Genomic DNA, 25,438 nt, shown 5'->3' on the forward strand with positions numbered 1-25,438 from the left:
CTGTGATTATGCCGAACAATCCACCGATGCCGAGGCCTCCACCAGCAACGATGCAGACCGTGTCGGCATAACCTCGACATCGTCATAACCCTTCTTAGGCCGAGTTCGGCCTAAGAAGGGATATGTCACCAATCTTCCCGTATCGCTGATGGATCCGGTCGAGGTGATCGGCAAGTACCACGAGCTGTGGCATGTCGAGCAGTCGTTCCGGATGTCCAAGACGGACCTGCGGGCACGGCCGATCTTTCACCGCACCCGCGACGCGATCGAGGCACACCTGACCGTGGTGTTCGCGGCGTTGGCCGTCTGGCGGGTGGTGCAGGAACGTAGTGCGCTCGCGATCGGCAAGGTCGTCAAGCTGTTGCGGCCGCTGCGATCGGCGACGATCGCGATCAACGGAACCCGGCACACCTTCCCACCCGAGGTCGGCGCCGACATGCAGGCTCTGCTCGACCTTTAAGGTCCTGAACTCACGCACTAACGAAATGAGCCAACTCGGGTGGCTCTTCCGGAAATGGAGTGCAGGAAAGGGTGTGAAGATCCGAGGTTGACCCTGGTGTCGTTGCCGTAAGAAGGGCCCCGGGCGGTCGAAGATGAAGGTTCCTACGCCACACATCGCGACCACACCGGGAGCCCAGTGTCCGAGCCTACTTCCCTGCCCGCCTCGATCGTCGCCGACACGATCATGCGCACCATCAAACTCGGTGTCACCATCACCGACGCCGCCCTCGACAACCAGGTCACCGTCGTGTTCTGCGATCTACTGGTCGACGGACCCGACCGATGCCCGAGTTGCAGCAAGGCAGGGACGTACCGGGACACGATCGTGCGCACGGTGACCGATCTGCCGGTGGCCGGCCACCCGCTGCAGCTACGGGTGCCCCGCTACCGGTGCGAGAACGCCTCGTGTGAGCGGGAGGTGTTCCGACACAACACCGATCGACTCGCTCGCGCCGGAGCGTCGACGACCCGCAGGTGTGCCCGCCATGTGTTGCGGCGGTTGATGGTCGACCGCACCTCTGTCGCTGCGATCGCCCGAGAGCTCGGTCTGTCGTGGGACACGGTCAATGCGATCGCGACCTGGGCCACCACGACGTTGATCACCACCGACACCTCCCGGCTCGAGTCGGTGCGGGTGATCGGGGTCGACGAGCACCGCTGGGCGCACACCCGTGGTGCAGCCGGCGACGGCTATGTCACCGTGATCGTGGACCTGACGCCGGTGTTCGACGGCACCGGACCGGCCCGCCTGCTCGATCTGGTGGCAGGCCGGTCCTCGGCGGTCCTCACGACCTGGCTCGACCGGCAGAGCGCCGCGTTCCGGGACCGCATCGAGGTGGTCGCCATGGACGGGTTCGGCGGCTACAAACACGCCGCGACCAGCACCGTTCCCGATGCGGTGACGGTGATGGATCCGTTCCACGTCGTCGCTCTCGCCGGCACCAAGCTGGATCTGTGTCGTCAGCGCATCCAGCAGCACACTCGTGGGCACCGAGGCCGTGCGGGCGATCCGCTCTACGGCGTCCGCCGCGCCGCCCGCACCCGGCAGGAGTTGCTCACAGGCCGGCAACGCCACCGCCTCGAGGCGGTCTTCGCCGACGATCGGCATCTACCGTTCGCAGTGACGTGGCGGGTCTACCAGGACGTCATCGACGCCTACGCCGACCACGACCGTCGCCGTGGCAAGACGAAACTGACCCGGGTCATCGATACCATCCGCACCGGCGTCCCCGAGGGCCTCGACGAACTCGCCCAGCTCGGGCGCACCCTGCACCGGAGACATGCCGATGTGCTGGCCTACTTCGAGTACCGGGCCTCGAACGGGCCCACCGAGGCGATCAACGGCGAGAAATAAGTTCTCGAAACACGTTCTGCAAAGTACGCGAACCTAAACGAGGTTCCAAGTCGATCCGCCACACCGCATTGACCCACACTTGCTCCCGACTCATTGACACCCCACCCTCCGGCTCTGATTTTTCGTAATTTTCCGGTAATTCAGTGCCTACAGCAATTAGCCGATCTCCCGCATCAACTAAACCACCCATTGTTTGCCATTCTAAAACCCCAGCCAATAAAAAACTGCTGGAACGGCGCCACCGCCGCCCATCGTCAGAAATCCAAATGGCTGCATCCATTGCTTTTTCATCGGCAGCATCATCTTCCCCAACCGCGATCCACATTCCATGGCTGTACTCGATATCGTTGACGGTTTGACTTCCCTCTATCCCGGCCATCCCGTCGACTCTGGTCCAACTGGCCCCGTCAGCAGAGGCCCAGATCGCGCCATCACGCCGGTAATAGTTTTGATCCTCACTTAGCTCCCCGCTGAAGTTCGGATCTGTCGACCGGTCGAACCCGGTTACAAACCAAGATCCGTTTTGGTATGTCACCGACTTCAGCTGGACGATCCCACTGGGACCGAAAGATTGGGCGCTCCAACCTCCATCCCCCTGACGTCGCCAGACGGTCGCATTCTGCTGATCGGACCCAACCGCTATCTCCACAGATCCATGACGGCTGTAACCCTGGAAAGATCGTGCGTCCGGAAAACTCCCCTCTGCACGTCGGGCCTGGACGCTGCCCGATGACAATTCCCAAACTGCTGCGCGGGTCTCACCATCAGGGGCAGTGTCGAATCCAAATATTAGAAACCCCTCCGGCGTGGCATAAACACTGTTTATCCGGCGGTGCGCTACCCTCCCTCCAGGAATAGCTACTCCCCCAAATAGTTCGTGGTCGTGCGCCAGTCGATCCCACGTCCAACCGTCTTCTGATGTCCAAAGTGCAGCATCCAAATAGTCATCGCCCGCACCTTTCGGCCGATAGGTACCACCCGCGACAAACATTTTTCCGTCGTATGCAACATCGGACATGACTACGCGGCCATCCTCATCGAGCAGAGTGATGTTCCGATAGACCTGAACATCGATAGAATAAGCGCGAAACACGGTAACAATCAAGATTGTTAACACTGCACTCAGGATAATGAAAGCAATACCGGAAGGAAGCGGGACATCAGTCGGTGAGCCAGCGTCGACAACTCTTCGACCGTGTAGGACTTTCAGAATTCGAGGAAGGATTGCCCCAACTAAAATCCCGGCGAGAGCGCCGCCCAAGAACGCCCCCATAGTCTGTCCGAAAAAAATCCATGTTAATGCAGTACTTAGCGAGAAGGCCAAACTTAGACTTAAGACTCTAACTAGAGTGTGTGTCACTATTGCCCCTAGGCTTGTACGAACTCTGCCGGCCTGCGCGGGTAATAATACAGACTCAGAACACCCGATACTCCGCTTAAAGGCCTCGCTCCGTGCCTCGGCAGGGAATTCCTGATCGGCAGTACTGGATCGCCTAGCACCTCCGAATATGCCGGTGCGTCAGATATAGCGGGCGTCAGCCCGCTCACCGATGACACTGCGCAAGGTAAGTTCTCGCCCATGACCTCCCTCGCCGCGCGGGCACGGCGGCGATCGGCGCTCTTCGCCCCCCGCCGCCCCCGCCGTAGCGGGCTATGATCTCGTCGCGGTTCTGGGTGAAGTTCCGACCATCGAGAACGGTCGCGAAAAACTCAACGTCACAGTCGATTCCAGCGCACTACACGCACTTCGGCTTGGTCCGGGGACTGCCGTTCATGTGGCACGACTTCGGCTGGGGATGGGTGCGCCGAATCTGGCGGCCCAGCTGGTGAGCAGGCTCAGCGAGTCGGCGGTGGGTGTGCCAGCGGCGGTATAGGTGTTGAGCTGCAGGCCTGGCTCAGAGGGCAGTCCGAGGGCTTCACGCTCGATCTCGTCGTAGTCGACGAAAAGATCTTCGGCGGCGGGGTCGGGGTAGACAGACCGGGTGGAGCCGTACCTCTACCCGGACGGAACCACGTACTGGCCGATATGTGGGCCATATGTCAGGTAGTCCGAGCGGGGCCACGGCCCGTTCTCTCTGGCGAACTCATGCCTGCGTGCGGGCCTCAATGGCATGTACGGAAGCCACCGCGTGCTGTCCTAGTTCGGCATCGAGAACATAGTGGCTACGCAACAGATCTGCAGTCTGTTCCGTGCCCACTTCACCGAGAGTACGCACCAGGTATCCGCCCAGATTCCGCCCCACATGGTGAGGGGATGCGGCGAGCTCGTCGCGACGAGCGAGCGCCCATTCGAGCAGCTGCCGCACTTGGTCGGGGTAGGCGGCCAGGAGTGTCTGGTGCGGAGCGAACCGATCCCGGTTGTAGTTGATCAGGGTGGCGCGATAGATGTCGTGGAGGATAACTGTGGAGTAGGCGGGCACTTCGGTGATCAGTTGCTGCCAGATCGCCTCGACGCGGACCGCGCCGGTGCCCCTGCCGAAAAGGGACAGCAGCAGCTCGTCGACGAGTCGCCAGGCGATCGCGAACGGTTCACCGGAAGCCACCGCCGGCGGCATCACCGACGAGACCTTTGCCCACCCACGCAGGGCGTACAGATGGGCGGCAACAACCTCCTGGCGGATCATGGTGTCGTCGGGAACCGTGCCGGCGCCCTGGGCGAGAGCACGGCCGACGATACCTTCGCTGCTGCGGGCCCCATCGGCTAGCTGCTTCATCGCGTACGGGGTGGAGAAGCTGTGATCGGGTGCAAGTATCGACATCGCGAACAGTGTGAGCCGCTGGCGTTCAGATAAGGAATCGACAGCTTCTGAGTAGGGACCCAGCACGCGTTCGTCCTCGAACATGCCCGACACGATCCCCCGCGCGAGACGGTGATGGTCCGGGTTGTTCTCGTTGCTGGTCACTTCTGCGATCGACTCCCGGATGTCCTGCAGGGAGGTGATGGGGGTGATCTGGTCGTAGCTGGCGAGTGCCTCGATGAGCAGTGAACTGGTCCCCCAATCGTTCGGGACTGGTTTGTAGGCCTGAAGCACGTCGACCATACGTTGACGCGCAGGAGATTCCAGGATGTGGCAGCCGAACTGTGCGGCCTGAAGCAATTCGAGCCTCAGATGGTAGCCACCCGCGGACAGGCCGGTCTCGACCAGGTCGGGCAGATTGTCCGCGTCATCGGGGTGGCGGACGGGGTGGCTGAGTAGCGCGGCGAGGTACAGCCGGCCGTAGCAGCGCGGGTTCGGCCGCCACATGGGGGTGGCGATGGGAATGGGGGCGCTCTCGCGGTCGACGATCCGTGAAAGTGCGGTAGCACGCGCAACAATGCTGGCCGCCATTGTGTCGCCTCGACCGAACGAGCCGAACGTGCAGCCCACCACGGTGCTGATCGGAGCCGGGTTACCGTCTTCCCGCAGCTGGGTCATCGCGGCCCGCATGGCGAGGTCGGTGCTGTCCATTAGGACGCCCACTTCATGGAGGAACAGCCCGTGGTGCAGGCAGTGGCCAGCAGCCGACAGCAACGCGCGTTCGGTCGGTGTCCAGCACCACTCGGTGCGCCAGATCCCATCGAATAGCGAAGCCTGCTCCAGGTCGTCGACGGACAAGGTGGCTTTGGGGGCGGTGGCGACGGCCCGGGTGAGCAATTCGGTGATGTCGGCCAACGCCTGCTTGGCGGTTCCCTCTCCAAACTTCCCCCGAGCCGCCTCCGCGATGAGTCGGGCGTCACCGATGTGGCGGATCGCTTCATAGCGCCGTACCGGATCGCTTTCGAGCAGCAGCGCGTAGTCGCGTAAATCTTGATGTGCCGGTGCGGTCAGCAACTGCGCCAATGTGGTGCCGTCGGCTGCGAAGAGCACGAGGTGTTCAGCGGCCAGAAAGCGCCCCAGCCGTTCGTGGGCGAACCGCAGCCGTCCCTGGCGGATCGACAGCAGTGGGGAAGCCAGGGTGTCGTCGATCGCCGACGGTGTCGCCGCCAAGGGCGCGCATCGACGCAGTGCAAGCATTGCCTCAGGGACGGGCAGTGCCGTGCGCACCCCGGAGTCCATGGCGTGCGCCAGACAACGCAGTCCGGCCCGGACGGTCTCGGTCTGGGTGCGCCAGCGCACGTAAGCGTCGAGGACGTCGGTGGCCGTCGCGTCGGCGAGCAGTTCCGTGCTGACCTGTGCCGCCAAAGTGATGTCGTAACGGGTACGGAATTCGTCGGATTCCGCAACACCATCGGAGGTTCCATAGGCGGTGGCCAACCTTGCGCGCTCCTCGCCCGTCGGGGCGACCAGCTCCACCCGGTCAGCAGCACCGAGCTGCTCGGTGTCCCGGTCGTGGGCAGCAGTCACCAACACCGACGCGGGGTACTGGCGCTGCAGCGCGTGAATCTGCCTGAGCAACTCCTCGCGGTGCGCGCACTTCTCGAAGGCATCGATGATGACCGTCACGCCTGCTCCGCTTTCTGCTGCTTTCGCTAAAAGCGCGTCGGCCTTCTCTGTACTGAAGGGGCCGATCGCGCGAGCCAGCGAGCGGCCGAGCCGGTCCTTTTCGTAGTCGTCGGCAGGCACCCAGACGACCATCTGACCGCTGTTTGTCAGCGCAAGCGCGGTGTGCTTGGCCAGGTGGGTCTTGCCGTTGCCGGACTCACCCCACAACAGCACCCGCTGGTGTTGCTGAGCAAGCTGGTCCGCCAAGGCAGTGGCCTCGGCAGTGCCCGGCCGGCCCGCAATCAGTGCGGTGGCCGGAATCAATTGAGGTAGCCCTGCGGCGGTGAATTCCCGGAAGCATCGACGGTAATCCTCTACCGCAGCGGCGTCGGCGCGTCGGCGCAGCTCCGCCGGCGCGTCGTCGCCTTCGGCGTACAGGCCGAGGTATCGGGTGAGTTCGTCCCAGTGCTGGCTGTTCCAGTTGGGTAGTCCCGGGCCTGGCTGAGTGAGGCGGTCGACGAGTGCGTCGAGCCCGACGACACTGACGTTGCTGAACTTCTGCAGCGTCGAGCCCGGCGGAATCGTCGGATCCACGCACACCACGGTGTCGATGTGCTTGAAGAACCGGTTGTGTTGCGGGCCGGGGACGTGGCCCTTCTTGGCGAGCACGGCCATGGCGTCGGACAGTCCGAAGGTCTGCTCCCGCGCCTGGGTGTAGAAGTTGCGGTCCATCAGCCGCTGCGTACCGTCGGGCCGCTGTTGGCTCCAGAACCCGTTGGTGGTGCCGATGAGCGGCAGTGTTGGGTCCAAAGACTTCAACTCGATGTTCATACACCGCTGTGCGGTCACGATGACCAAATCGACCTGTCGTGCGCCGTTGGAGACGGTGAAGTTGACCAGCAATCTGGCCGAGAGATGGCGGCGCAATAGTTCATTGCGCCGCACATTTATAGCCCGACGCTCATGAGCGTGCGCGGGCTGCTCGCCGTAGAAGACGGTGACTTCAGCGTGTTCTTGGTTCATCTACTGCCACCGTGCGGTGGCGCTGCGCTCAAACTACCAGACCGGTACCACATCCGGCAGAACCGCTTGACCGCGTTTCGGAATGATAAGCGCGCCGTGTTCATGAAGAAGGCCGTTTTGAGGCCAGCCGGATCGTGCCAAATCACGCACCGAGCATAGAGGAGATGCACGATACCACCGGCTAAGTAGTCACTCTCTGGCGACGAAACGCAGCACGGCGCCTGTAGTGGTTCCGCATCGCGTTCCCTCGGAGTTGCTGCACGTGACAGTGACTACCGAGCTGCGTCTGCAATGCTCTCGCGGTCTGTAAACCCACCACAAGGTTGCGATCGCACTGATGCGCTCTCTGGCACCTCATTCGGCTGTCGAATGCGCCGCTCACGACAGCGAGCTTGGTTGAGGGACTCCTTGAGCACCTTGTCGGCCCGTGCCCGTAGGGTCGTCAGCCATGGTGGCGCTGCTTGCATCTGACACAACTGACCTCGTTGTAGCGTGGGGCTCAGCGGTGAGTGCCGGTGCGACCACGATCGCCGCCGTGGCGGCAGTGGCCGCCGCAGTTGTCGCAATTCGCACCCTTCGAGCATCCAAGAGGGACAGTCGGGACCGTTCGCGACCGATGGTCGGTGCATTTCTTGAGAAGGAGCCGCACCCCAACAGCAGAACTGCGGACCTTGTCGTTCGCAACTACGGGGCCAGTGTGGCCTACAACGTCGAGGTGACATTCGATCCCGTAATCGCGAATACAGGGACGCGTAGCGGCGAGAGCAGCTTCGTCCCACTGCTGCTCAGCCGCTACGAGCATCCGATTCCCAACCTGATGCCAGGTGTCGAACTCCGCAATCTGTGGTTCGTCGGAACGACCACAGACTCCGACGGCATCCTACTCAATGACGAGCCGATCCCGGATGTAGTAACTGCCACCATCCGGTACTCCGACCGACCAGACTTCTGGCATAAGGACACCAACCGGTATACCGAGTCCTTCCGGCTAGATATGGCGATCGTGCGTTACAGCGTGAGCACGACACACACCGACGATCACCTTGGGCTGCACAAGCGGTCAACAAGAGCGATGGAACAGATGGTGCCCGCGATCAAGACGCTGGCAACGAAAGTGTCACGCATCGAGGGGTACGCGAAGCCCACAGCTGTTCGGGTGGAGGAGGAAGCCGATCGAGCTGAAGCGATGCGTGCACATGATAACCTGGCTCGGCAACTCCTACCGCGTCGCTCGACGGAGTCCCTCGACGCCTCAGAGTAGACCGCTTCCAGCGTTCCGCTTCCCTCTATTGCGACAGTCTGCGCTGCCTCATGATCGCGAGCTGAAACGGCAGGTCGGGTCGTCTCAGAAGTTGATGCCAGAACTTACGTGTCGAAACAGCGGGACGGATATGACTTTCGGCACGCTGCGTGCGGAGCGGAGTATGTGCAGGCATCGACGACCCAGCCGGACCTCGATCGGCAGATCGACGCACTTACCACGGCGGGATTCGACCCGAAATGCATCTACGTCGGGTCGAGTACGGTGAGCAATTCCTCGAGCAGGGCGTCGGCGCGGGCTTCGATGTCGTCGAAGACGTCGCCGAGACCGTCCAGGCTGTCGCGGGCGTGATGACGGGCAGCCACACCGCGTTCGTAGTAGTGCGGATCCAGGTCAATTTCCGACTCGATCCGCACGGTCGGACCCTCGTTCCGGCCGCTCTGTTTACGCAGCGGCAGCGGCGCACGGGCCCGCACCCGGCCGGACAAATGCTCCTGAACGATCGAGGCGACGGATTGCGCCGTCATCGGTTGCGGCATCAGCGGCAGGTGGCCCCAGCGGTCGATCGGGGACAGTAGGGGTTGGCGGGCTTGGCGGTCGGTGAGCGCGACCGGCTCGACCTCGACCGGGTCGGTCAGGTGCTGGGCAAGCAGGTCGGTGTTCGGATACGCGTCCAGGAACGCTTGGACTTCGGCCCACCTGTGATACACCCCCACCGCCGCGCTCTCGCCGGCGGCGGGCTCCGGCGGCAGGCGGAACCGTTCGCCGTTGGTGGTGGCGACGAGGGTGCCGGCATCGAGGTGGATGTCGCCGCGGCGCAGCCGGGCGAGCCGGGCGAACGGCATCCCGGTCGCGGCCAGGGTCAGCAGGAGGGCGTCGCGGCGGCCGAACAGCCCGTTCGGCCAGCCGATGGTGGGCAGCCCCGCTGCTTTCCGGTGCAGCAGTTCGGCGAGCCCATCCAGCCGGGCGGCGCGGGCGGTATCCAGGCGGCGGCGGACGGTCTCGCTGCGGCCCGGCTCCGGGTGGCCGTGGCGGGTGTGGACGGTGTTGATCGCCGACACGCGCCGACGCTGCGTCGCCGGCGCGGCCGGATGCTCCCGAAGAAACAGTGCGAGCGCCTCCGGACTCGCGGGTAGCGCGGGATGGTCGGTGGCGGTGCACCAGTCGGCGAACAGGGCCCAGTCGTGCCGGTACCGCGCCGGGATCCGCAGGCCCGCTGCCATTCCCGCAGAATCACCGAGTCGCTCGGTCGAGGCGCTCACACTACAAACCCAGATTGGTGACTGCGTTGCCCAGGAGGGGTGCGTGTTCGCGGGCGTAGACCTCGAGCATGGCGGGAGTGGTGTGTCCGGTCTGGCGCATGATCGCGTGCGCGCTGGCGCCGTTGCGGAAGGCCTGAGTGACGAACCCGGCGCGCAGCGAATGCCCGCCGAGCTGTTGGACGAGGTCGGGGTCGTACCCCGCCAACTCGGCGCGGCGGCGGATCGCGTGGTGCACCGCCGCCCCCGACAGGGCGGTGTCGGAGAGGTTGCCGTTCTTGCGGATCGCGCGCAGCAACGGCGCCCCGGGCGTGGTGCGGGGCCGGGTGCCCCGGCACACGTGCGCCGCGAACGGCTCGGCGCCCCGCAGCAACCGGATCACGCCGGGGCGCCCGGCGGTGTCGAACGCGGCGACGATCTGCGCCCACCGCAGCCACGCACACGGCGGACAACTCGTATGCGAGGCGGTGAAGGGCAGGGCGCGGACGGTGCCGCGACCCTCCTGATCGGTCTTCGAGCGACGAAGCTTGATGTGCAGGCCGTCGAGCCGGTGCAGCGCGACGTCGCTGCAGGTGAGGGCGACGAGTTCGCTGCGGCGGAAAGCCCCGGCGAAGCCGAGCAGCAGGAGCGCGGCGTCGCGGCGTTCGACCACCTCGTCCGCCCAGCCCTGGCAGTCGGCGCGGGCCTTGTCGACGATCGCCAGGACATCGGCGGTGAGCAGCGGAGCCCGCGGGCTGCGGGGGCGCTCGCCGGTGGTGGCGTAGTCGCGGCGGATCCCGGACATCGTCGCTTTGACCAGGTCGTCGCCGGTCGGGCTGGGGTGCCCGGCGGTGCGGTGGTGGTGGGCGATCGCGGCGAGGCGGTGCGCCAGGGTGGCCGGGGCGTAGGCCCGCTCCCCCGCCTCGGTGACGGTGTCGGCGCACGCGACCAGGTACGCGGCGACGGTGACCGGATGCGCCGGCACCGCGACATGCCCTTCCCGCTGGCACCAGGTGGTGAAGGCCCGCCACGCCGAGGCGTAGGTGCGGCGGGTCCCGGCCGCCCGCGCCGACGCCACCGACTCCGCGATCCGCGCCGCCGTATCGGGCGCCAGATCCGGCACCGCGGGCACGGACGGGATCCCGGGCACCACGAGCTGCCCCTTCCCCAGTGTTTCCGTCTCGATATCCACGGGTGGGGACGCTACCGGACGGCGCCGACACCGTCCCGGCGCCCGAAAACACGCTCAGCTGGGCGTTCGCGGGGATCGCTGCGTAAATGGGAATTTACGTTGCCGACACCGCACAAACCGGGAGTGACAAACCCCCAGGTGACCGTTTTGCCGTATTTATCCGGATCTTCTGGTTCTCTGTCCTGTGCCATCAGACCTGAGGCAGTGCCACCGCACCTGAGGCAAAGGCAGGGTTTCTGCCACCAAGTTGAGGCGCTCTCCCTGCCACGTTCTCGTCGACAACCCCGCATGCTCGACGTCCCTTTGCCTCAACAATGTGGGCAGAAACGCCGCGGCGCCGCTGTGCCACATTGTTGAGGCACCGCTGGTCAGCGACCCATTCGTACCTCGGATCGAATGGCAAAGGACACTTGTCCTGTGCCATCGGACCTGAGGCTTTGTCCAGCATCCGAGGCAAGTGAGACTCTGCACGAGAATTTCAGTGGTTGCGACCTGGGGATTCGTCAGTGCATGTCAGGGGCTCTCGTCACGAGAATGTCAGTGGCCGCGGAGAGAGTCCCGCCGGGATGTCAGTGCGGTGAGCTGGGGTTTCCATCGGTGGCAGGAGCCAGCACCCTTCGCCCGCTGCGCGGACATCGACGCTGGAGGCCCGGGACGTACGCCGTGATGGATGTGCCGCCGACCCATTGCTCGACATAAATACTATGTGAAGTAGTATTTGGGCCGGACGACAACACCGAAGGTCCACACGTCCCCGGATCGCAGGGTCGATTGCGTTCCGCGACCCTGCGTGTGCAGGGCGATGTGGGCCGTGACAGGAAGACGACGCCGTGATCACGACGCACCTCGAGCCGCCGACACGACAGCGCAGTGCCCCCTCGGGATCGACCGGCGGACGGGACCGTCGGTGAGAACGGGGCAGCACACGGAGTCGGCTGCCGGCCTCGTGTGCGCAGCCACGTCCGCGGACCGGCCAGCCGATGCGTTGCGCGGCGGCCGGGTTCGGGTGAGGCCGCCGGTACAGCGAGCGCCTCGTCGACGATCGTGGCAGGTGCTGGTGCTGGCTCTTGTGGCGGTACTGGGGGTCGGCGCCTGCGGCACCGGCACCGACGCCGTCGCCCAGGGCGGCACCTTCGACTTCGTCGCTCCCGGCGGCCAGACCGACATCTTCTACGATCCGCCGGCCGAGCGCGGACAACTGGGGGCGCTGGCCGGCCCGGATCTGATGACCGACGGGGCCACGGTCGACCTGGCCGACTACGCCGGACAGGTGGTCGTGCTCAACCTGTGGGGTCAGTGGTGCGCCCCGTGCCGCAGCGAGGCCGACGACCTCGAACGCGCCTACGAGGCCACTCGGGCGCTGGGGGTGCAGTTTCTCGGCATCAACGTCCGCGACCCCCAGCGCGACAAGGCCCAAGACTTCGTCATCGACAACAATGTCTCCTACCCGTCGATCTACGACCCCCCGATGCGCACCCTGACCGCCCTCGGTGGCGCCTTTCCCACCAGCGTCATCCCGTCCACACTCGTCCTCGACCGGCGGCACCGCGTCGCGGCGGTGTTTCTGCGGGCTCTGCTGACCGAGGATTTGCAACCGGTCGTCGAACGAGTGGCGGCCGAACAGTGACGGTGACCGTGCTCGCGCAAGGAGTCGGCTCGAGTTTCCAGACGGCAGCCGCGACCGGGCCGCTGCTCTTGGCGGTGGGCGCCTGTTTACTGGCCGGACTGATCTCCTTCGCCTCCCCGTGTGTGGTGCCCTTGGTGCCGGGCTACCTGTCATATCTGGCCGGCGTCTCCGGTGCCGACGCTCCACCGCTCACCGCCGAGGTACGCACCGCCGGGGTACACGCTCCAGGACGGTGGCGGGTCACCGGAGCCGCGGCATTGTTCGTCGCAGGATTCACCGTGGTGTTCGTGCTGGCCACGGTCTCGGTGTTCGGGGTGATCGGGGCGTTGCGGCTCAATCAGGAGCTGCTCCAACGCCTCGGCGGAGTGGTCACCATCGTCATGGCCCTGGCGTTTCTCGGGCTGATCCCGGTCTTGCAGAAGGACACCCGCTTCGCGCCCCGGCGCATCTCCTCCCTCGCCGGCGCCCCGCTGTTGGGCGGGGTGTTCGCGCTGGGATGGACCCCGTGCCTGGGACCGACGCTGGCCGGGGTGCTGTCCGTGGCCGCGGGTACCGAAGGCACCACCGCCGCCCGCGGGGTGGTGCTGATCGTCGCCTATTGCCTCGGGTTGGGCCTGCCGTTCGTGGCCCTGGCCTTCGGATCCACCTCGGCCCTGCGCGGAGTCGGGTGGCTGCGCCGACACTCCCGTCACATCCAGATCGTCGGCGGCGTGCTGCTCCTGGCAGTGGGAACCGCGCTGGTGACCGGAGTCTGGGAGGTCTTCATCGCGTGGATCCGCGACGAGTTCGTCACCGGGACGGTGCTGCCGATATGACCGTCACCGACCGCGCTCCGGCCTCGAAGCCATCACCGCCGCCGGAACCATCACCGCTGCGCCGAGCTGTCGCCACTGCACGCAACCTGTGGCGTCAGCTCACTTCGATGCGCACCGCCCTGGTGCTACTGTTCCTGCTCGCCCTGGCTGCGGTCCCCGGGGCGCTGCTGCCGCAACGCAGCCTCAACGCCGGCAAGGTCGACGAGTACATCGCCGCCCGGCCGATTCTCGGCCCGATCTTCGATCGGCTCGAGTTGTTCGACGTGTTCGCCAGCTTCTGGTTCACCGCCGTCTATGTGCTGTTGATGGTCTCGCTCGTGGGCTGTCTGATTCCCCGGCTGCGTGAGCATCTGCGCGCTGTGCGCAGCGCCCCGGTGCCGGTCCCGCGCAATCTCTCGCGCCTGCCGCACCATCATCAGGGGTTGCTTCCCGAGCCCACCGACCAGGCCCTCGACCGAGTCCTCGACCTGCTGCGAGGCTGGCGTCTGACCACCCGGACCGAGCCCGGCCCGGTACAGGCGGTGTCCGCGGAAAAGGGGTATCTGCGCGAAGCCGGCAACCTGGTCTTCCACTTCTCACTGGTCGGGCTGCTGGTGGCGGTGGCCACCGGTCGGCTGTTCGGCTACGAGGGGTCGGTGATCGTCATCGCCGACGGCGGGCCGGGATTGTGCAACACCTCCCCGGCGGTGTACGACTCGTTCCGCGCCGGAGCCGCCACCGACGGCACCGGACTCGAGCCGTTCTGCCTCAAGGTCGAGGATTTTTCTGCCGACTACCTCGACAACGGGCAAGCCGAAATGTTTACCTCCACGCTGTCCTACCAGACCGGCACGGACATCGGCACCGACCGCTGGCAGCGGTACCAAGTGCGGGTCAACGAGCCGCTGCGTCTGGGCGACGAACGGGTGTATCTCACCGGTCACGGTTACGCCCCCCGGTTCACCGTGACCTTCCCCGACGGGCAACAACGCACCGAGACACTGCAGTTCGCCCCCGAGGATGCCACCACGTTCCTCAGCAGCGGGGCCATGCGGTTCGATCCGCCCGGCGGCACCTATCCGGATCCGGACGAGCGTCGCCGCAACCAGATCGCAATCGAAGGATTGTTCGCTCCCACGGCAGCCTTCAACGGCACCTTGCTCACTTCGGTGTTCCCCGACCTGCGCGATCCGGCGGTGGCCGTCGACATCTACAAAGGCGATACCGGGCTCGACACCGGCATTCCCCAGTCGATCTTTTCGCTCAATGCCGAGATGATCAACCAAGGCCGACTGGTCAAACAGGCCCGGGTCAACCTGCGACCCGGAGAACACACCACCCTCGCCGACGGCACCACCGTCCGGTTCGACGGCGCCGAGGAATTCGCCTATCTGCAGGTCTCCCACGACCCTGCCCAAAACTGGGTGCTGGTGTTCGCGATCACCATGATGGGCGGGTTGGTGGCCTCACTGGTGATCAAACGCCGCCGGATCTGGGTGCGGCTGCGCCCTGCCGGGGGCGGTACCGCCGTCGAACTCGGCGGTCTGGCCCGCACCGACCACGCCGGCTGGGGGCCGGAGTTCACCGACATCTGCCGACGCCTGGACCCCGGGGCATCGCCTGCTGCGAAAGAGGACCGCTAGAGCCATGCCGATCGACGACACCTTCGCTCGCTACTCCGACCTGAGCTTCGAGGCCGCCTTCGCCGTCTACCTGTTGGCCCTGGTGCTGTTCGTCGCCGAATTCGCCGCGGTCCGCACCCGCCGTGCCGACCCCGCCCTCGCCCCCATCGCAGCTGTCCCCCCGGCAGCCACCGGGCCCGGCCGGGTGAGCGCGCCGACCGGGCGTGAGCTAGCGGACCGGCTCGGCCGGATGGGCATCAGCGTGCTCGTGGTCGCCTGGGTCCTGCACGTGGGGTCGATGGTGCTGCGCGGGCTGGCCACCGCCCGCTTCCCCTGGGGCAACATGTACGAGTTCGTCACCGTCACCTGCGCGATCGGGGTGCTGGCCGGTCTGATCGTGCTGCGCCGCCCGGCGCTGCGGGTGGTGTGGATGTTCGCGCTGCTCCCGGTGCTGGTGCTGCTGTTCGTCGCCGGCACCGTGCTCTACGCCGACGCCGCCCCGGTGGTGCCGGCGTTGCAGTCGTTCTGGCTCCCGATCCATGTGTCGGTGGTCTCCGTCTCGAGCGGGGTGTTTCTCGTCGCCGGGGTGGCCAGCGCCTTGTTCCTGGTGGCGGTGCGGGCCGAGCAGCACCCGACACCCCGGCTCACCCGGGTGATGCGGCGCCTGCCCGACGCCCGCGCCCTCGATCGCCTCGCGTACCGCACGACGATCTTCGCCTTCCCGTTGTTCGGCGCTGGCGTCGTTCTGGGGGCGATCTGGGCCGAAGCCGCCTGGGGCCGGTTCTGGGGCTGGGACCCGAAAGAGACCGTCTCGTTCATCGCCTGGGTGATCTACGCCGCGTACCTGCACGCCCGCGCCACCGCCGGCTGGCGCGAGACCCGCGCCGCGTGGATCAACATCGCCGGTTTCGTGGCGATGCTGTTCAACCTGTTCATCATCAACATGGTGGTCTCGGGACTGCACTCCTACGCCGGCCTGAACTGATCCGCAGGACCCCGCGGGCCGGGCACGCTGTGCCGACCCTGCGGGCCTGTCGGAGAACAGCTGTCGAGGAGCGCCGGATGGACGTGGATGCGCCGTCCGTCCCTGCGCGGTGGCGCCGCGGGCCCGGGCCTGGCGGCGCTGGGGGCGCGCCGCGTCCAGTGGGGTGGGCGTTGTGTGCCGGCTTTCCACCAGACACCGGTGGTGGCTGGCGCCGGGCGCGATCGCGCTGCTCACCGCTGCGGTGACGGTGGGTCGGCTTCGGCTACGGCTATCGCGTCGGCCTGGGTTTTTCCTGCCGTTGCTGCCCGTCGGTCACTGTCTACGTCGAGGCGGTTGCCGTCGGTGTCTTCGGGACGCTCGCCGCGATGCTCAGCCGCCGCTGGCGGGCCCGGATGCCGTTCGGCCCCTTCCCGTAGGCCGACTCGACTCGGGCCGGTGGACGGTCCACACGAGCCAGAGTCGACGACACCGGCGGTGACCGTGGCCGCGGTGCCGGGCAACGTGCCCACCCACAACGCCGCCTTCGGGCGCATCGAGATGACCGGCAGTTGCCGTGGCCCCGGGTTCGTGCCCTCGAACACGGGCCGCGCCGCGGTGGTTGCGGCCGGCAGCGGCGTCAGTGCTGTGAGCGCCGCCGACGGCACCGTCACCGACCGCAGTGCGATGTTCCCTGTCCCCACCCTCGTCGCGGACCTGCCGCTGAATACGGAACCGACTTGGACGACCCGGCTCGGCGCCGGTCCCGAGGCGCTCGCCGCCGCGGCCACGGTGGCACCGTTTCGGCCACCACGGCATGGTCACGGCGACCTCTAAATACTAAGCAGGGTAGTTTTTATTCGCCCGTTCGTATATCGTTTCGTTATCTTCACTGATCCGGGTGGCCCGGGTCAACCGCGAAACAGCATGTCAGGAGCAAGGACGTGGCACGACACCGCAGCGCATCTTCCCGAAGGGATCGGCAGGACCGTGATGCCGGCGTGATCTTTCGGGTGGCACCGACGGGCCGCGGCGGCGCTCGGCATCGGGCGGAGCCGACAGGGACCGGCCGTCCCGCGATGTGGGCGTCGGCGGTAGCCACCGGCGCCCTGATGACCGCCGGAGCGCAGATCGCGGCCCCCGGGGTGGCGGCGGCCCAGCCTGCCGTCGCTCCCGTGCCCGTAGCCCTGCCACCGGAGATCGCCGCGCTGGCGGACCTGCCCGAGGTCGGCGCGGCGCTCGACCAGCTCGCTGCGGTACCGGGTCTGCCCGAGGGGCTGCCCTCCGCTCTTGCCGCCCCGCCGGCGGCTCCGCCGACCGTCGGCGTACCGACCGAAACTGCTATCTCGGCCGTACCGGCGACGCCGGCCGTTCCCGCCTCGGTCGCGACGTCGTCCCCGCTGGCGGTCGCCCCGGTCTCGGGCACCTTGACCTCGTCCTTCGGTCCCCGTTGGGGCGCCACCCACGCCGGCCTGGACATCGCCAACAGCATCGGCACCCCGGTCTATGCCGCCTCGACCGGCACGGTGATCGATTCCGGCCCGGCCTCCGGGTTCGGCCTGTGGGTGCAGATCCGGCACGACGACGGGTCCACCAGCACCTACGGGCACATCAACGAAACGCTGGTCACCGTCGGGCAGCGGGTCCAGGCCGGTGAGCAGATCGCCACCGTCGGCAACCGGGGCCAATCCACCGGCCCCCACCTGCACTTCGAAACCACGAACCCCTCCGGAGCTAAGGTGGACCCGAGCGAGTGGCTCGCCCAGCGCGGCGTCCCGCAGACCGCCCTCGCGAAGGCCTGATCGGAACCGGACGCACCCCCGCCGCCATCCCCCATCCGCGTCCTTCACGGGCGAGGTGGGAGCACGTTCTCATCAAAAACTAAGATTCGTAGTATTTACTGGGGCGGGAAGTGACCGCGGCGCATCGCGGCGACAGCGTCACAGAACCGGTGTCGGTGAGGAAGGCGGGTCCGTGGTGGGCGGTACAGGTAGGGCACCCCGAAGCAAGCAGTCGCGGGGAAAGCCCCGACCGGTCACCCTGTCCGGTGCGCGGCACATGCCGTGGCCGATGATCGGCGCCGGCGTGGTGGTCGTGGCCTTGATCGGGTTGATCGCCTACAACCTGGCACCGAGAATCGCCGAACGGGCCGAGACACAGAAGTACGTCCCGAACGCGGAAAACCCCGACCCGTCCACCGCGATCGCTGGGATGGAGAAGGCCGACTACCCGGCCGGCACGCACGTGCAGGCCCCGCAGCGGGTGGCCTACGACCGGACTCCGCCGATGGGAGGCCCGCACGACCAGTACTGGGCCACCTGCACCGGCACGGTCTATCCCGCGCCGATCCGCACCGAAAACGCGGTGCACTCGCTCGAACACGGCGCGGTGTGGATCACCTACGATCCCGACAGGGTGGCCGGAGACGAGGTGGCCACGCTGACCGCGCGGGTCGACGGCCAGCCCTACATGCTGCTCTCGCCGTATCCGGGTCTGTCCTCGCCGCTCTCGGTGCAGTCGTGGGGCCACCGGCTTGCCCTCGACGACGTCGAGGACGACCGGCTCGGTCAGTTCGTCGCCGCGCTGCGCCGCAATCCCAACACCCATCCGGAAGCGGGGGCGACGTGTTCGACCGTGCCGGGCGGGTTCGATCCGAGCGCCCCGCCGCCGTTCGACCCCTCGCCGCCGGGGCCGGATGCGGTGCCGATGACCGCCGATCCGCAGTCCGCGCCCGCCGCGCCGATGCCCACCGCACCCCGGTGATGGTTGAGCGCGATCTCGGTGCCGAGCCGGCCGTCGAGCCGGCTTCCGACGGACGCCGCCCCCGGCGGGTCCCGACGGTGGTGGCGGTGCTGGCACTGCTCGGGGGGCTGGTGCTGGGCATCGGCGGCACCCTGCTGGTCGCGGGCCCACCGGCCCCGCCCGGCGAGGGCTCGATCGACGTGGGCTTCGCCCAGGACATGTCGATCCATCACAGCCAGGCCGTGGAGATGTCGGCGATGGCGTTGACCAACTCCACCGATCCGGCGGTGCGCACCCTGGCCTACGACGTGATCACCACCCAGCAGAGTCAGCTCGGCACCATGCAGGGTTGGCTGACACTGTGGAACCGGTCGCAGCTGCCCACCGGGGAGCCGATGCGCTGGATGCGCGGCGCCACCGGCGCACCCGAGTCGATGCCGGGGATGGACGGGCACGCCACGATGTCCGTGGCACCGACGCCGACCGGGTCCCGGATGCCCGGCATGGCCACCACCGCCGAACTCGGCACCCTGCGCCGCACCACCGGTCCGACCTTCGACACGCTGTACCTGCAGTTGCTGCTGCGCCATCACCAGGGCGGTCTGCCGATGGCCCGTTACGCCGGGGCCGCCGCCGCCGAGGCGGCGGTGGCCGCGCTGGCGCAGCAGATCACCGAGACCCAGGAAGCCGAGGCGGCAACCATGACGCAACTGCTGACCGCCCGGGGCGCTGCGCCCCTGCCGATGAACTGACCCTGCCCCTGCGGTGCGAGCGGTGACGCACCGACGGTACCGGACGAGGCGGGCCCGTGAGCTGGACGGAGCCGTCGATGATGCAACTGACCCGACTGGTCGTGGTCTATACCCTCGCCCGCCTGGCCGTCGTCGCCGCGTGTGCCGGCGCCGCCGTTCTGGGTGTGCGCCTGTTCGGCCTCACGGTCTCACAGACCGGGGCGTGGATCGTGGGTCTGCTCGCCGGAATGGCGGTGGCGATGGTGGCGCTGCGCGGGCTGCGTCGCCGGGTCCACGACGAGATCGTCGCGGTCGACACCCGGCGCGGGCATCGGCCCCACCGACGGTGACGCGGGTGGGCGTCCGTGCGTCAGGCCCGCACCGTCAGATAGATCAGCACCAAGTTCAGGGCGGTGATGGTTGCGGCGATCGCCCAGGCCAGCGCGGTGGTGACGCGATGGTTGGCGTCGGCGCCCATCAGCGCCCGATCGCTGGTCAGCCGCACCAGCGGGATCAACGCGAACGGAATCCCGAACGAGAGCACCACCTGCGAGAGCACCAGCGCCCGGCTCGGATCGGTGCCGAGCGCGACCACCGCCAGCGCCGGCACCAGGGTGATCAGCCGCCGCGCCAGCAGCGGGATCCGGCGCCGCAACAGACCGTCCATGATCAGCGCCCCGGCGTAGGCGCCGACCGAGGTGGAGGCGAACCCGGAGGCCAACAACCCCCAGCGCGAACAGCAACGCCACCGTCGGGCCCAGTTCCTGGCCCACTGCCGTATGCGCCCCGTCGATCGAATCGACTCCGTCCCGACCCTGCAGGGTGGTCGCCGCCATGAGCAACATGGCCAGATTCACCGTACCCGCCACCACCATGGCCAGCCCGACATCCCAGCGGGTGACCTTGAGCAACAGCGTGCGCCGGGGGCCGGGTTGAGGATGGCCGTGCCGATCCCGGGCCAATCCCGAGTGCAGATACACCGCATGCGGCATCACCGTCGCGCCGAGCATCGCCGCGGCCAGCAGGATCGACTCGGCCCCGTCGAAACGCGGCACCAGCCCGTCGGCCACCGCCTGGCCCGGTGGGGGGGCGACGACGACGCTGGTGACGAAACCGAACGCGATCACCAGCAGCAGGCCGGTGATCACTCGCTCGAAACTGCGCTGGCCGCGGGTGTCCTGCACCAGCAGCAGGACCAGCGACACCGCACCGGTGAGCACCGCCCCGGTCAGCAGCGGCAGACCGAACAACAGGTTGAGCGCGATTGCGCCGCCGATCACCTCGGCCAGGTCGGTGGCCATCGCCACCAGCTCCGCCTGTCCCCAGTACGCCAACCGCCCCGCGCGGGGCATCCGCTCGCGCAGGGCCTCGGGCAGCGACATGCCGGTGACCAGCCCGAGCTTGGCCGACAGGTACTGCACCAGGGCAGCCATGGCGTTGGCCGCGACGACCACCCACACCAGCAGATACCCGAACTGGGCGCCGGCACTGACGTTGGAGGCCACGTTGCCCGGATCGACGTAGGCGATCGAGGCGACGAACGCCGGTCCCAACAGCGTCCAGCGGCGCCACCGGGCCGTGCGCTCCCCCGCGTACTGGATCAGCACCCTCGGCCTCCTCGATCGGATGTCCTGAATTAAAATTCAGGTGAGCCGAAAACTCAAGTGGCGTGCCTCCGGCCGGGTCGACCGGAGCGGGCTCAGCGCGGCAGGGAACGCAGATAGGTGTTGTAGTCGGCCAGGTCCTGCTCCGCCTGCACCGCGCCGTGGCGCTCGCGCACCGCCGCGGTGCGCCGCTCGTGCCGGTACCAGCGGCTCGCGAAGAGCACCACCACCGCCAGCGCGATCGGCTCGCCGTAGGACCAAGCCAGCGCCCCGGCCCACTGCTGATCGGCGAGCGGATCGATCCCCCAGCCCGGCGGCGGGGCGGCGAAGGTGGCCACCATCGGCACCGAGGCCATCATCAAGATCACTCCGAAGAACACGTGCAGCGGCATCTCGACGAACAGGTCGAAGAACCGCCCGAGGTAGCCGGGCCGGCCCGGCAGCGGACCGACCGAGAGGATCGGCACGATGAACAGCAGCCCGGTGAGTAGAAAGAACACCTCGAGGCCGGTGTGGCCGAGCCAGGTGCCGGCGACGGCGTCGAACACCGGGGACAGATAGATCCCGTAGTAGCTCGCCAGGAACAGCGGGATCGTCACCGCCGGACTGAGCAACCACCGGGCGCCGCGGCTGCGCAGTGCCGCCAACGCCGCGGCCGAGATCATCCGGGCGGGTCCGTGGTGGGAGGTGGTGCGCAGCAGCAGCAGGCCCGGGGCGCCGAGCACCAACAACGGCGGCACCGCCATCGACAGGGTCAGATGCTGGAACATCCACACGCTGAACAGTACGAACCCGTACCGTTCCAGCCCCAGGCCGGTGGTGGCGCCCAGAAGGGCACACCCGGTCAGGAACGCGACCGTGCGCACCGCCGGCCAGCTGCGCCCGCACCGGTGCAGCCGCCACCGCGCCCAGCAGTACCAGGCGGCCAGCACCGCCGCGGTGAGCGGCAGCACCGGCAGCGGTGGCGGATCCCACGCCAACAGCGCCCCCAGCGACGGCGGCGCCGTCGGCAGCGGCATCCAGTCACCCATCACCGACCGCCCGGTACGCGGCGCGCGCCCGCTCAGCCCTTGCGGAAGGCACGCAGCGCCACCCAGGTCAGGCCCGCGACGGCCAGCACACCCAGCACGCCGCCGAGCAGGGGCCACAGGATCGACGAGCCTGGCTGCGCGTCGCCGACCGCGGCCGCCGGCGTCTCGCCGGCTGCGGCCTCGGACGGTGTCGGCGACGTCGCCACCGACGGGGCCGAGGCGGCCGCCGCCCCCGCCGCGGCGGTGACGGTGAACGTGTACGAGCCGGTGATGGGATGGCCGTCGGCGGAGACGACCCGGTAGCCCACGGTGTACTCACCGGGGGGCAGTGGTTCCGGGACCGCCAGCTGCACCCGGTCCCCGGCGACGTCGACCTGGGAGCCGCCGCGCTGCGTGCCGTCCCCGTCGGTGACGGTCACCGTGGCGAACGAGGCGTTGATCGGCTGATTGAACTGCAACTCGATCCGGTCCGGGGGGGCCGCGAGGGCCGCCTCGGCCGCCGGGGTCGAACCGATCAGGGCGCTGTGGGCCTGGGCGGGGCCGGCCCCGAACAACAGCACCGACACGACGGCGGCCACGACCGCGACGAGATTCTTCACAAGCACATTCCTCCTCGGCGCCCTGCCTGGCCGGCTGCGGGGTGGGGGTGTGGGTTGTCGGCGGGCGCGCCGGTGGGCGCTGCCCGGCGCCCACCCTACCCCATCTACTATGTGACGTAGTTTTACGGTTGGTCGGTGCTGGTGCCGGCCCGCCCAGGATGACTCGGGACGGACGAAGGCATGAAACTGACAACCAATGTGAAGGTCGGCGTCGCCTTGGTAGCGCTGTTCGTGGTGCTGCTGACGGTGCTGCTCTACACCAACCGCAGCCCCGCCGCCGAACAGGGCGGCGCCGGGGCCTCCGCGACGCCGGTGTGGACCGAGGAGATCCGTACCTTGACCACCGCCGCCGACGACAAGGTCCAACTGGTCGAATTCCTGGACTTCGAATGCGAGTCCTGCCGGGCGCTGTACCCGGTGATCGAACGCGTCCGCGCCGAGTACGCCGGGCGGATCGACCTCGGCCTGCGCTACTTCCCCATTCCCAGCCACACCAACAGCCATCTCGCCGCCCGCGTGGTCGAGGCCGCGGCCCGCCAAGGCCGGCTCGAACCGATGTACCGGCGCATGTACGACACCCAGGCCCAGTGGGGCGAATCGAGCCGGTCCCAGGAAGCGGTGTTCCGGCAGTTCGCCCAGGAGCTGGAGCTGGACATGGCTCGGTTCGATCGCGATGTCAACGATCCGGCCGTGGCCGCCCGCGTCGACCGGGATTTCGACGCCGGTCTGGCCCTGGGTGTGCAGGGCACCCCGACGCTGTTCCTCAACGGCGTCGAGCTGCCGGCGATGCCCAGCTACGAGGAGCTGCGCGCCCGTATCGACGCAGCACTCGCGCAGTGAGCCCGACGCCCGCACCGAGCCCGTCGTGGCACGGGGTCGACCCGGCGCCGGACGGCCCGGCGGCAGGGCGCAATCGCCTCGCCTGGCTTCTGACCGTCTGCGGTGGGCTCGGGTTGGCGGCGTCGCTGGTGCTGACGGTGGAAAAGGTGGCCCTGCTCGCCGACCCGTCCTACCGGCCCTCGTGCAGCATCAACCCGGTCATCAGCTGCGGGTCGATCATGGCGTCCTGGCAGGCGGAGCTGTTCGGCTTCCCCAATCCGCTGCTCGGGATCGCCGGGTTCTCGGTGGTAGTGACCACCGGCGTGGTGCTGCTGGCCGGGGCCGTGCCGACGGGATGGTACTGGAGCGCACTGTTCACCGGACTGACCGCCGCGGTGACGTTCGTGCACTGGCTGATCTTCCAGAGCCTGTACCGGATCGGGGCGCTGTGCCCCTACTGCATGCTGGTGTGGCTGGTGACCGTGCTCGCCTGGTGGTACTGCCTGCTGCAGCGGGAAACGGCGGATCCGACCCGACCGGGACGATGGCGGCCGCTGCTGCGCCGTCACCACGCGGTGGTTCCCACCGTGTGGGTGCTCACCGTGCTTGCCTTGATCACCGAGGCGTTCTGGCCCTACTGGCGGACCCTGCCCTGACCCTGGGGGCCGCTGGGGCCGGCTCGTGTCCGCGCCCCTCGTCCGCGCGCACGAGCCGGCCGAGTGCCGCCTAGCGGTCTGCGGGCGGATCTGGTTCCTGCGCGTCGCGGCGAGGCGGGTCGAGCCGGTAGTGGAACTGCTCGGGCAAATGTGTCTCGGCGTCGCGGCGGGCGGCCTCGGCCTCGAGCATCGTCGACGTGCGGGCCCAGACCACCTTGAGCCAGTGGAAGGCGAGCATCAGGACCGCCGCCCAGCCCAGGAACAGTCCGGCGCCCGGCCCGGCGCCCCCGGCGGCCGGATCGAGGGTCTGCCGTGACCACACCGCCAGCACCGCGAACACCACCGCCAGGGTGCATCCCGCGGACGCCGCCAACGCCAGCACCCACCGTCGGGTCACCAGCGCCAGCATCGACACCCCGATTCCGAACACCGCGGCCAGGGTCAGGAAGATCCGCGAGGGCAGGGTGATCGTCTCGGCCACCGCCTGCTCGGAGCCGGCCAGCATCTGCCAGCCGTTGGCGCCGCCGCTGTGCGGCAGGGCGAACGAGACGGTCAGCACCACCACGGCTGCGGCGACCACCACCGCCCGCATCCCCGGATCGATCTCGGCGGCCGCCTGCCGTTCGGCGGCCGCCAGCTCCTGCCGCCGCTCGGCCGGGTCGGGCTCGGCGGTGGGCTCGTGCGGTGACTCGGTCATCGCGCCTCCTTCATCCGGTTCGGGGCCCGACAGCCCCGGGCAGGGGGCGTCATCGGGGGTCGACGAGCAGCCGGGCCTGCGGTTCGTCCTGCCACACCTGCGAGACGACGGTGCAGTACGACCACGCCGTGGTCGACCAGCTGTCGAATGCCTCGGCCGTGCCCGCTCCGGCCGCGATCACCCCGGCCGCGGTGAGCACCGTGCGGTTGGCCAGAGCCGCGGCCGGGCTGCCGAGCTCGGCAACAGCCCCGGCGAGCAGCCCGGTCACCTCGAGCACCTCACCCGGTACGGCCGGCGCCGAGCTGGTCGTCAGGGGCGTCGGTGGCCGGCGGTGCAGACCCGCCCGCAGATGCACCTCGATCTGCACGAGGACCTGCTCGAGCGCGCGTACGTGGCGGCGGAGTTTGCCCGGACGGGCGATGTGCGCGCCGGTGACCGGCGCCAGCCGAGACAGCCGCTGCGGATCCGGCAGCCCGGCATGGGTGAGCACGAGCGGGGTCAGATCCCGGATCAGCCAGTCGGTCAGCAGCGCGGTGGCGCGGGGTGTGGCCGGCACGGCGACCGCCGGGGTGTGGGGGTGCAT

At 67.9% G+C, this 25,438-nt stretch carries 20 protein-coding genes and 3 pseudogenes; 14 read left to right on the top strand and 9 right to left on the bottom strand.

What is annotated here, in order from left to right; translation table 11 throughout:
• Positions 1–112: 112 nt before the first annotated feature.
• Together OEY_RS0126620 and OEY_RS29315 are read left to right on the top strand one after the other, a co-directional pair.
• Positions 113–460 (top strand): annotated as a pseudogene (locus OEY_RS0126620) (IS1634 family transposase); the annotation flags it as partial.
• Between the two features lie 177 nt (positions 461–637).
• Positions 638–1,846 (top strand): annotated as a pseudogene (locus tag OEY_RS29315) (ISL3 family transposase); the annotation flags it as partial.
• Here the strand turns inward: OEY_RS29315 and OEY_RS30715 are convergent.
• Complete coding sequence (locus tag OEY_RS30715; protein WP_157180044.1) at positions 1,839–2,972, bottom strand: hypothetical protein; 1,134 nt, start codon at positions 2,970–2,972, stop codon at positions 1,839–1,841. The pseudogene OEY_RS29315 and the gene OEY_RS30715 overlap by 8 nt on opposite strands.
• Positions 2,973–3,939: 967 nt before the next feature.
• Positions 3,940–7,281, bottom strand: coding sequence for an NERD domain-containing protein (locus OEY_RS0126630; RefSeq protein WP_010596779.1), 3,342 nt, complete (start codon positions 7,279–7,281; stop codon positions 3,940–3,942).
• A 448-nt stretch (positions 7,282–7,729) separates the two neighbouring features.
• Between OEY_RS0126630 and OEY_RS0126635 the strand changes: the two genes are divergently transcribed.
• Positions 7,730–8,542: a hypothetical protein gene (locus OEY_RS0126635; RefSeq protein ID WP_157180045.1), complete on the top strand. Its 813-nt coding sequence runs from the start codon at positions 7,730–7,732 to the stop codon at positions 8,540–8,542.
• Positions 8,543–8,787: 245 nt separating this feature from the next.
• On the opposite strand, the gene OEY_RS0126640 is transcribed toward OEY_RS0126635, so the two are convergent.
• Together OEY_RS0126640 and OEY_RS0126645 are read right to left on the bottom strand one after the other, a co-directional pair.
• Complete coding sequence (locus OEY_RS0126640; RefSeq protein ID WP_010596781.1) at positions 8,788–9,765, bottom strand: hypothetical protein; 978 nt, start codon at positions 9,763–9,765, stop codon at positions 8,788–8,790.
• Positions 9,766–9,805: 40 nt separating this feature from the next.
• Positions 9,806–10,972 carry a tyrosine-type recombinase/integrase gene (locus OEY_RS0126645; protein ID WP_010596782.1) on the bottom strand — a complete coding sequence of 389 codons (1,167 nt, stop codon included), beginning with the start codon at positions 10,970–10,972 and terminating at the stop codon, positions 9,806–9,808.
• Between the two features lie 1,051 nt (positions 10,973–12,023).
• On the opposite strand from OEY_RS0126645, the gene OEY_RS0126650 reads away from it, so the two are divergent.
• From OEY_RS0126650 to OEY_RS0126690, 9 genes are all read left to right on the top strand, one after another.
• The gene (locus tag OEY_RS0126650) at positions 12,024–12,599 is read left to right on the top strand and encodes a TlpA disulfide reductase family protein (protein WP_003939272.1); all 576 of its coding nucleotides are present in this window, start codon (positions 12,024–12,026) and stop codon (positions 12,597–12,599) included.
• Complete coding sequence (locus tag OEY_RS0126655; RefSeq protein WP_010596783.1) at positions 12,596–13,414, top strand: cytochrome c biogenesis CcdA family protein; 819 nt, start codon at positions 12,596–12,598, stop codon at positions 13,412–13,414. The genes OEY_RS0126650 and OEY_RS0126655 overlap by 4 nt, the downstream gene beginning before the upstream one ends.
• Positions 13,411–15,036, top strand: coding sequence for a cytochrome c biogenesis protein ResB (gene resB / locus OEY_RS0126660; RefSeq protein WP_029540264.1), 1,626 nt, complete (start codon positions 13,411–13,413; stop codon positions 15,034–15,036). Before OEY_RS0126655 ends, resB begins: the two co-directional genes overlap by 4 nt.
• Before the next feature lie 4 nt (positions 15,037–15,040).
• Positions 15,041–16,000, top strand: a complete 960-nt coding sequence (ccsB, locus tag OEY_RS0126665) for a c-type cytochrome biogenesis protein CcsB (RefSeq protein ID WP_003939275.1) — start codon at positions 15,041–15,043, stop codon at positions 15,998–16,000.
• A 474-nt stretch (positions 16,001–16,474) separates the two neighbouring features.
• Entirely contained in the window at positions 16,475–16,813 is a 339-nt protein-coding gene (locus OEY_RS0126670) for a polyprenol phosphate mannosyl transferase 2 (RefSeq protein WP_010596784.1), read from the top strand.
• Between the two features lie 275 nt (positions 16,814–17,088).
• On the top strand, positions 17,089–17,778 hold the full coding sequence (locus OEY_RS29320; protein ID WP_230304633.1) for a M23 family metallopeptidase: 690 nt from the start codon (positions 17,089–17,091) through the stop codon (positions 17,776–17,778).
• Between the two features lie 256 nt (positions 17,779–18,034).
• Positions 18,035–18,739 carry a DUF3105 domain-containing protein gene (locus tag OEY_RS0126680; RefSeq protein WP_010596786.1) on the top strand — a complete coding sequence of 235 codons (705 nt, stop codon included), beginning with the start codon at positions 18,035–18,037 and terminating at the stop codon, positions 18,737–18,739.
• Positions 18,739–19,470, top strand: coding sequence for a DUF305 domain-containing protein (locus OEY_RS0126685; RefSeq protein WP_010596787.1), 732 nt, complete (start codon positions 18,739–18,741; stop codon positions 19,468–19,470). Before OEY_RS0126680 ends, OEY_RS0126685 begins: the two co-directional genes overlap by 1 nt.
• Before the next feature lie 80 nt (positions 19,471–19,550).
• The gene (locus tag OEY_RS0126690) at positions 19,551–19,799 is read left to right on the top strand and encodes a DUF4229 domain-containing protein (RefSeq protein ID WP_037202587.1); all 249 of its coding nucleotides are present in this window, start codon (positions 19,551–19,553) and stop codon (positions 19,797–19,799) included.
• A 20-nt stretch (positions 19,800–19,819) separates the two neighbouring features.
• On the opposite strand, the pseudogene OEY_RS29325 reads toward OEY_RS0126690, so the two are convergent.
• From OEY_RS29325 to OEY_RS0126710, 3 genes and pseudogenes are all read right to left on the bottom strand, one after another.
• Positions 19,820–21,056 (bottom strand): annotated as a pseudogene (locus OEY_RS29325) (Nramp family divalent metal transporter).
• 92 nt (positions 21,057–21,148) lie between these two features.
• Positions 21,149–22,072: a cytochrome c oxidase assembly protein gene (locus OEY_RS0126705; RefSeq protein WP_010596789.1), complete on the bottom strand. Its 924-nt coding sequence runs from the start codon at positions 22,070–22,072 to the stop codon at positions 21,149–21,151.
• A gap of 44 nt (positions 22,073–22,116) precedes the next feature.
• Complete coding sequence (locus OEY_RS0126710; RefSeq protein WP_230304632.1) at positions 22,117–22,689, bottom strand: copper resistance CopC family protein; 573 nt, start codon at positions 22,687–22,689, stop codon at positions 22,117–22,119.
• Positions 22,690–22,863: 174 nt separating this feature from the next.
• On the opposite strand from OEY_RS0126710, the gene OEY_RS0126715 reads away from it, so the two are divergent.
• A complete protein-coding gene (locus OEY_RS0126715; protein WP_010596791.1) occupies positions 22,864–23,523 on the top strand; it encodes a DsbA family protein in 660 nt (219 codons plus the stop codon).
• Complete coding sequence (locus OEY_RS0126720) at positions 23,520–24,158, top strand: vitamin K epoxide reductase family protein (RefSeq protein ID WP_029540267.1); 639 nt, start codon at positions 23,520–23,522, stop codon at positions 24,156–24,158. The genes OEY_RS0126715 and OEY_RS0126720 overlap by 4 nt, the downstream gene beginning before the upstream one ends.
• A gap of 70 nt (positions 24,159–24,228) precedes the next feature.
• On the opposite strand, the gene OEY_RS0126725 is transcribed toward OEY_RS0126720, so the two are convergent.
• Both OEY_RS0126725 and OEY_RS0126730 read right to left on the bottom strand, forming a co-directional pair.
• Positions 24,229–24,855, bottom strand: coding sequence for an Rv2732c family membrane protein (locus OEY_RS0126725; protein WP_010596793.1), 627 nt, complete (start codon positions 24,853–24,855; stop codon positions 24,229–24,231).
• A 49-nt stretch (positions 24,856–24,904) separates the two neighbouring features.
• Positions 24,905–25,438, bottom strand: coding sequence for a hypothetical protein (locus OEY_RS0126730; RefSeq protein ID WP_010596794.1), 534 nt, complete (start codon positions 25,436–25,438; stop codon positions 24,905–24,907).

The organism is Rhodococcus sp. P14 (genome assembly GCF_000256505.1).
Lineage (GTDB): Bacteria > Actinomycetota > Actinomycetes > Mycobacteriales > Mycobacteriaceae > Rhodococcus > Rhodococcus ruber.